6 protein-coding genes are annotated in these 6792 nt (G+C 71.6%); 5 read left to right on the top strand and 1 reads right to left on the bottom strand.

Translation table 11 applies throughout. The features are described 5' to 3' along the window. Window positions 1-77 precede the first annotated feature (77 nt). The gene (locus BIV25_RS54315; protein WP_079176594.1) at window positions 78-284 is read left to right on the top strand and encodes a DUF397 domain-containing protein; all 207 of its coding nucleotides are present in this window, start codon (window positions 78-80) and stop codon (window positions 282-284) included. A gap of 105 nt (window positions 285-389) precedes the next feature. Here BIV25_RS54315 and BIV25_RS12395 read toward each other — a convergent pair whose 3' ends face one another. Then, window positions 390-1751: a S1 family peptidase gene (locus BIV25_RS12395; protein ID WP_071372291.1), complete on the bottom strand. Its 1362-nt coding sequence runs from the start codon at window positions 1749-1751 to the stop codon at window positions 390-392. 259 nt (window positions 1752-2010) lie between these two features. Here BIV25_RS12395 and BIV25_RS12390 point away from each other — a divergent pair, with 259 nt between their 5' ends. From BIV25_RS12390 to BIV25_RS12375, 4 genes are all read left to right on the top strand, one after another. Continuing rightward, complete coding sequence (locus tag BIV25_RS12390) at window positions 2011-2571, top strand: ABATE domain-containing protein (protein ID WP_071372290.1); 561 nt, start codon at window positions 2011-2013, stop codon at window positions 2569-2571. A 256-nt stretch (window positions 2572-2827) separates the two neighbouring features. Next, window positions 2828-3415, top strand: a complete 588-nt coding sequence (locus BIV25_RS12385) for a sigma-70 family RNA polymerase sigma factor (RefSeq protein ID WP_079173430.1) — start codon at window positions 2828-2830, stop codon at window positions 3413-3415. Window positions 3416-3501: 86 nt separating this feature from the next. Next, window positions 3502-4245 carry an anti-sigma factor gene (locus tag BIV25_RS12380; protein WP_071372289.1) on the top strand — a complete coding sequence of 248 codons (744 nt, stop codon included), beginning with the start codon at window positions 3502-3504 and terminating at the stop codon, window positions 4243-4245. A gap of 92 nt (window positions 4246-4337) precedes the next feature. After that, a complete protein-coding gene (locus BIV25_RS12375) occupies window positions 4338-6740 on the top strand; it encodes a UvrD-helicase domain-containing protein (protein WP_071372288.1) in 2403 nt (800 codons plus the stop codon). Window positions 6741-6792 lie beyond the last annotated feature (52 nt).

The raw sequence follows: 6792 nt of genomic DNA, 5'->3' as shown, positions 1-6792 counted from the left end.
GTCCTCGACCGTATGGAGGCGGACGCCCTCAAGCCCGCAGAATCCCGTGACCTGATCCATCGCATCGCCCAGACCGTCTGAGGAAACCGTGCCCGAACTCCACTGGAAGAAGTCCAGCTACAGCCCCGACGCCTCCAACTGCCTCGAAATATCCACCCCCCACCCCTCCCCTCACCACCCTCCGCATCCGCGACTCCAAGACCCCCACCACCTCCCACCTCACCGTCACCACCTCCACCTGGACGGCGTTCGTCCGCTACGCGGCGGAGAGCACTGCCGTGTAGGAGTTCGCGCACGTTCGCAGTTGGACTGTTCGGGCCATGAGGACGTCGTGGAGACCTCCCGACGCATGGCCCAATGCTTCCTGGAACCGACCTGCCCTGCCCCTGTTAGCCGGTGACCAACGTCCACTTCATGTCATGCAGGGTCTGGAAGATCGGTACGAAGTACACGCCCTGGAGGCACCACGGAGTGCGTACGCCGCTGTCGAGGACGTACTCCGAGGACGGGCACTTCACCGTGCGGTCCAGGGCGGTGATCACGCCGCGGGCCTCGTCGGCGGTGGAGTTGTTCACCCCGGCGAAGACAGGGCCGCCGCTGTCGCCGTTCACCGCGGCGATGCCGTCCCGGGTGCGGGACGTGGCGTAGGCGAGGTCGGTGGCCGGGCGGTACACGCCGTTCTCCCCGGTGACCCCGATGTCCGTCTTGGCGATCTGCACACCGCAGTGCACACCGGAGTTGGCGCCGTCGGTGCAGACGTAGTCACCCACGTTGTTGTGGCCCCAGCCGCTGACCGGCTTGGAGTACCCGTCGGTCTCGCTCGCGGGGCCGTCGTACAGGCGCCCGGCGGACCGGCCCGACGGCAGGCTGATGCCCAGGGCGTCGTCCGAGGCGAGTCGCTGGGCGGTGTCGGTGGTGCCGATGAGCCTGCCGCCCCGGTAGGTGTGCCACGTGCCGCCGCGGCCGTCGCAGTGGTAGGCCGTGCTCATCTCGTACTGCCCGGTCGACGTCTTGACGGCGAACGAGCTGGAGCAGATGCCGCCGCCGGGGTTGCGCACGGCCGCGCCGCCCTGCCACGGGCTGCCGTCCTCCTGGCGTGAGGAGAGGTCCACGCTCAGCGGCTGGTAGGCCACGGTGGTGCGGACGCCGGTCAGGCGGCCGGTGACCGCCGCGAGCTCGCTCGACCGGTCCTGGCGGGCAGCCGACGCCAGCGGGTCCAGCCGGTCGCTCCTGCCCGCGCCCCGGTCCTCGTCGTATCCGATCTCCAGTCCGCTTCCGTCGACCGCGGGGCCGATGCTGGTGATGCGGAGGGGGGCCGCGGCGCCGGGGAGGCGCAGGTCGGCGGGGCGTCCGGCGTGCAGGAGCTTGGCGCGGGCCGTGTGCAGGTCGGCCTTGGAGTAGCGGGCCGGGAGGACGGCGGCGTGTACGCCCGCGGGCAGGTGGGCGAGGATGTGCCGGACCCGCTGGGGCGGGCTGCCCTTCCAGTGCAGGCGCAGGCTGTCGTGGAGGGGGTCGACCTCGATGTCGGTGAAACCGGGGATCCTCGCACGGTCCGACTCGGACAGCCCCTCGGTGATCCGTCCGGCGATCGTGTCGAGCGTCTCCTGCCGCTTCTCGATGGCCGGCGCGGTGAGCGCCGGTCGCGGCGACGCGACGGCGGAGGGGGCCGCGACGAAGGGGAGGGACAGGGTCAGTGCTGCGACGGAGAGGGCTATGGCGGCGCGTCCGCGGCCTCTGCCGGATTGCTTCACGGGGACCTCGTTTCATCGGTGACGCACGGATGTGTTCGCCGTGAAAGAGAGCTGTGGGGGAACGGTGGTTGACTCTCCGCCCCGGCGAATCGCGAAGAGGCCACCGAGCAGAGCCGGGGGTGCCCGTCCCCGCGGACGCGCTCGCGCATACGTACGCGTACAGCCGGTACGAGGGGTTCCGGCCCGGCCTCCGGGCAGGCACTGTGAATGCAGAACCCGCACAGCGAGCCCCCGTTCCTGCCTAGGCGGTGACAGACACATGGCATTCGACGCCGGACGCATCTGTCTCGATCTCCTCGCCACCTCGCATCCGGCCGAACAGCTGGCCGGGGTCGGGGCGTTGTGCGTCTGGATCGGGGGCGTCGGACTGGTGCCGGACGGCACGTCGCTGGCGCACGCGGAGGGGAACTGGGTGCAGGGGTTCAGGGAACTGCGGTCGTGCATCGGACCGTTGGTGCGGTTCCCGCACGGACCGGACACCGCCCCGTACGAACGCGCTCTGCGGCGGATCAACGACCTGGCCCGGGCCGCGCCCCCCACGCCCCGTGCCGTACGCACGCGGGGCGGGGACCTCGTCCGGGAGCTGGCGGCCCCGCCCTCCTGCGCGGAGCTGCTCGCGCTCGTCGCCCGGGACGCCGTCGAGCTGCTCACCGACCCCGTCGCGCGGGCGGCCGTCCGGGAGTGCGAGGGCGACAACTGCTCGCTCGTGTACCTCGACACGTCACGGGGACGGCGCCGGCGGTGGTGTTCCAGCGAGGTCTGCGGGAACCGGGAGCGGGTGGCCCGGCACCGGCGGCGGGCCGCTCTCGCCCGCGCCTGAGCCGGCTGCCGTCCCCTTTCCGTACGTGATTTGCGTAACACGAGGTTTTCCGGAGAGCCGGGCCGGGCAGCTCGGCCGTCCCGTGACCGCCCCGGCGATGTGTCGGAAATGTAAAGATCATGCGGTGGGAATGTGCCTGCATGTCCCGCTCGTCTCGCCGCCCCCAAGAAATCCGCCGCTTCCGTTTGAACACGTCACCCCTCGCTTCCGTACGGGTGGGCGAGCGACCGACTGGGGGAACCCCCGGACACCGGAGGTGGGCGTGCGCAAGGATGCGGCCGTGGCCAATGAACGTGGATCGAGGGCCCGACATCGCATGTCCTCATCACAGCCCTCGGAACCGGATGAGGAGCTGATGCGTGCGCTGTATCGAGAGCACGCCGGACCTCTGCTCGCGTACGTCCTCCGGCTGGTCGCCGGTGACCGGCAGCGCGCCGAGGACGTCGTACAGGAAACACTCATCCGTGCCTGGAAGAACGCCGGTCAGCTCAATCGGGCGACCGGTTCGGTACGCCCCTGGCTGGTGACGGTCGCACGCCGCATCGTCATCGACGGCCACCGCAGCCGGCAGGCCCGGCCGCAGGAGGTCGATCCGTCGCCGCTGGAGGTCATCCCCGCGGAGGACGAGATCGACAAGGCGCTGTGGCTGATGACGCTGTCGGACGCGCTCGACGACCTGACCCCGGCCCATCGGGAGGTCCTGGTCGAGACGTACTTCAAGGGGCGTACGGTCAATGAGGCGGCCGAGACGCTTGGCATTCCCAGTGGCACCGTTCGCTCCCGGGTGTTCTACGCCCTGCGGTCGATGAAGCTGGCACTGGAGGAGCGGGGGGTGACGGCGTGATGAGCAATGGTTACGGGGGAGTTCAGGGATTTGGCCCCGGTGGTCCGGGTATGTCTGGTCCCATGAGTCCCGGTTCAGGATCTTCGGTGCCCAGCGAGCACGAGACGGTCGGCGCCTATGCCCTCGGGATTCTCGACGACGCCGAGGCAACCGCTTTCGAGGCTCATCTCGCGGGCTGCGAGTGGTGCGCCCAGCAGCTCGACGAGCTGGCCGGGATGGAGCCGATGCTCGCCGCGCTCGCGGATCTGCCGGGCTCCGGCAGTACGCCGTCGATCGGCGACTCGCTGTCCGCCAAGCCCACTCCGCGGCTGGTGGAGAGACTCGTCGACGAGGTGGCGGACAAGCGTGCCCAGAAGCGGCGCCGCTCCTTCTACATGATCGCCGCGGCCGCCGCGCTGATCATCGCCGGGCCGCTGGCCGCCATCGCCGCGAACAGCGGCGGCTCCGGTGGCGGGCAGGTCACGGCCTCGTCCGCGCAGACGACCTTCTCCGCCATGTCCGACAAACAGTCGGCGACCGACGCCTCGTCCGGCGCCAGCGCGACCATCGGCACGGAGCAGAAGGACTGGGGCACCCAGGCGGTCCTGGAGCTGAAGAACGTCAAGGGCCCGCTCAAGTGCTCCCTGGTGGCCGTCGCGAAGGACGGCCAGCGCGTGACCATGTCGTCGTGGTCCGTCCCGAACTGGGGCTACGGCATCCCGGACGCGAAGACCGAGGAGTCCAAGAAGCCCCTCTACATCGGCGGCGCCACGGCCTTCAAGCCGAACGAGATCGACCATTTCGAGGTCGTGACCTTCGACGGCAAGAAGCTCGTGCAGGTGGGAGCATGACGCCCGCGGCGGCCGGTACGGCCGTGCCGTAGCTTTGTCGGGCCCCCTTCGCGTACGGTTGACGGCTGCTTGGCACGTCAGAAGGGGGCCCGGTGGCCGCTCAGGTTCAGCAGTCCGCGGTCGGCTCGGTACACGGCGCACACGATTCCGTCCGTGACCGGGAGATCGGCGTCGAACAGGAACACCTGGACCGGGTGTACCGGCGGCTGGAGGAGAAGATCCACGAGGCCGAGTTCCTGATGAACGACGCGGCCCAGCGCGGCCAGGTCGGCACCCCGGGCGCGCTGGCCGAGCGCGACGCCCAGGTCTTCCGCGCGGGCATCCACCTGAACCGGCTCAACAACGAGTTCGAGGACTTCCTCTTCGGGCGGATCGACCTCCTGCTCGGCAAGGACGGGAAGAAGGGGCCCGACGGGGCCTACACGGCGGTGGAGCCGGCCGAGGGCGCCGTGCGCGAGGACGGCACGGCCGACATCGCCGAGACCCTGCACATCGGGCGTATCGGCGTCCTGGACGCGGACTACGCGCCGCTGGTCATCGACTGGCGGGCGCCCGCCGCCGCGCCGTTCTACCGCTCCACCCCGGTCGACCCCGGCCGGGTCGTGCGGCGCCGGGTCATCCGGTCCAAGGGGCGCCGCGTGCTCGGCGTCGAGGACGACCTCATGCGGCCCGAGCTGACCGCCCGCCTCGACGGCCGGGAGCTGCCCGTCATCGGCGACGGCGCCCTGATGGCCGCCCTCGGCCAGGCCCGCGGCCACACCATGCGGGACATCGTCTCCTCCATCCAGGCCGAGCAGGACCTCGTGATCCGGGCGCCCGCCGCCTCGGTCACCTACGTCGAGGGCGGGCCCGGGACCGGCAAGACCGCCGTCGCCCTGCACCGCGCCGCCTACCTGCTCTACCAGGACCGGCGGCGCTACTCCGGCGGCATCCTCATCGTCTCGCCGACCCCGCTGCTCGTCGCCTACACCGAGGGCGTGCTGCCCTCGCTCGGCGAGGAGGGCCAGGTCGCCATCCGTGCGATCGGCTCGCTGGTCGACGGCGCCGAGGCCACGCTGTACGACTCCCCGTCCGTGGCCCGCGCCAAGGGTTCGTACCGGATGCTGAAGGTGCTGCGGAAGGCCGCCCGGGGCGCCCTGGAGCTGGGCACCCCCGAGCCCGTGGAACAGCTCGCCCTCGACGCCCCCGACGAGGGCGAGGACACCGGGCAGTGGACCGCGGCCGCGAGCCCCACCCGGCTGCGCGTCGTCGCCTTCGGGCGGCGCCTGGAGCTGGAGGCGGCCGAGCTGGACCGCGTCCGCCGGACCGCCCTCGGCGGCACCGCGCCCGTCAACCTGCTCCGCCCGCGCGCCCGCAAGCTGCTGCTGGACGCCCTGTGGGCGCAGTCCGGCGCGGCCGGCCGGCACTCCGACCCGGAGCTGGCCGCCGAGCTGCGCTCCTCCTTCGACGAGGACGTCACCTCCGAGGACTCCTTCATCGGCTTCCTCGACGCCTGGTGGCCCGAGCTGACTCCGAAGCAGGTCCTCGCCTCCATGGCCGACGAGAAGCGGCTGGGCCGGTGGGCGCGCCGGATCCTCAACCCCGGCGAGGTCCGCAAGGTCGCCCGCGCCCTGAAGCGCGACGGCCACTCCGTGCACGACATCGCCCTGCTGGACGAGCTCCAGGCGATCCTCGGCGTCCCGGCCCGCCCGAAGAGGAAGCGGGACCTCGATCCGCTGGACCAGCTCACCGGGCTGGAGGAGCTGATGCCGGTGCGCGAGGAGAGCCAGCGGGAGCGGGCCGAGCGCCTCGCGCAGGAGCGCACCGAGTACGCGCACGTCATCGTGGACGAGGCGCAGGACCTCACGCCCATGCAGTGGCGGATGGTCGGCCGCCGCGGCCGGCACGCCACCTGGACGGTCGTCGGGGACCCCGCCCAGTCCTCCTGGTCCGACCCGGACGAGGCGGCCGAGGCCCGCGACGAGGCCCTCGGCACCCGGCCCCGGCGCCGCTTCCAGCTCACCGTGAACTACCGCAACCCCGCCGAGATCGCCGAGCAGGCCGCCAGGGTCCTCGCCCTCGCCATGCCCGGCTCGAAGGCGCCGTCCGCCGTACGGTCCACCGGTGTCGAGCCCCGTTTTGTGACAACGGACAAGGGACACAGCACCGTCGCACCGGACTCCCTGGAGCGGACCGTGCGCGCCGAGGCCGAGCGGCTGCTGGACCTGGTCGACGGCACGGTCGGCGTCGTCGTCGCCATGAACCGGCGCCAGGAGGCCCGGCGCTGGCTGGCCGGGCTCGGCGACCGGGTGGTGGCGCTCGGCAGCCTGGAGGCCAAGGGGCTGGAGTACGACGCGACGGTGGTCGTCTCGCCGGCGGAGATCGCCGACGAGTCCCCGGCCGGGCTGCGCGTCCTCTACGTGGCGCTGACCAGGGCCACCCAGCAGCTGACGGTGGTCTCGGGCGACCGGGACGAGCCCGACGCGGCCGGCGTGCCGGATCTGCTGAGGGACTGACTTTCCTGTGAACTCCCCGCAGGAGGAATGGCCCTGGGCATCCGTTTGTTAG

It is taken from the genome of Streptomyces sp. MUSC 14, from assembly GCF_001866675.1.
GTDB lineage: Bacteria > Actinomycetota > Actinomycetes > Streptomycetales > Streptomycetaceae > Streptomyces.
This window is presented reverse-complemented; position numbering and strand designations above follow the sequence as displayed.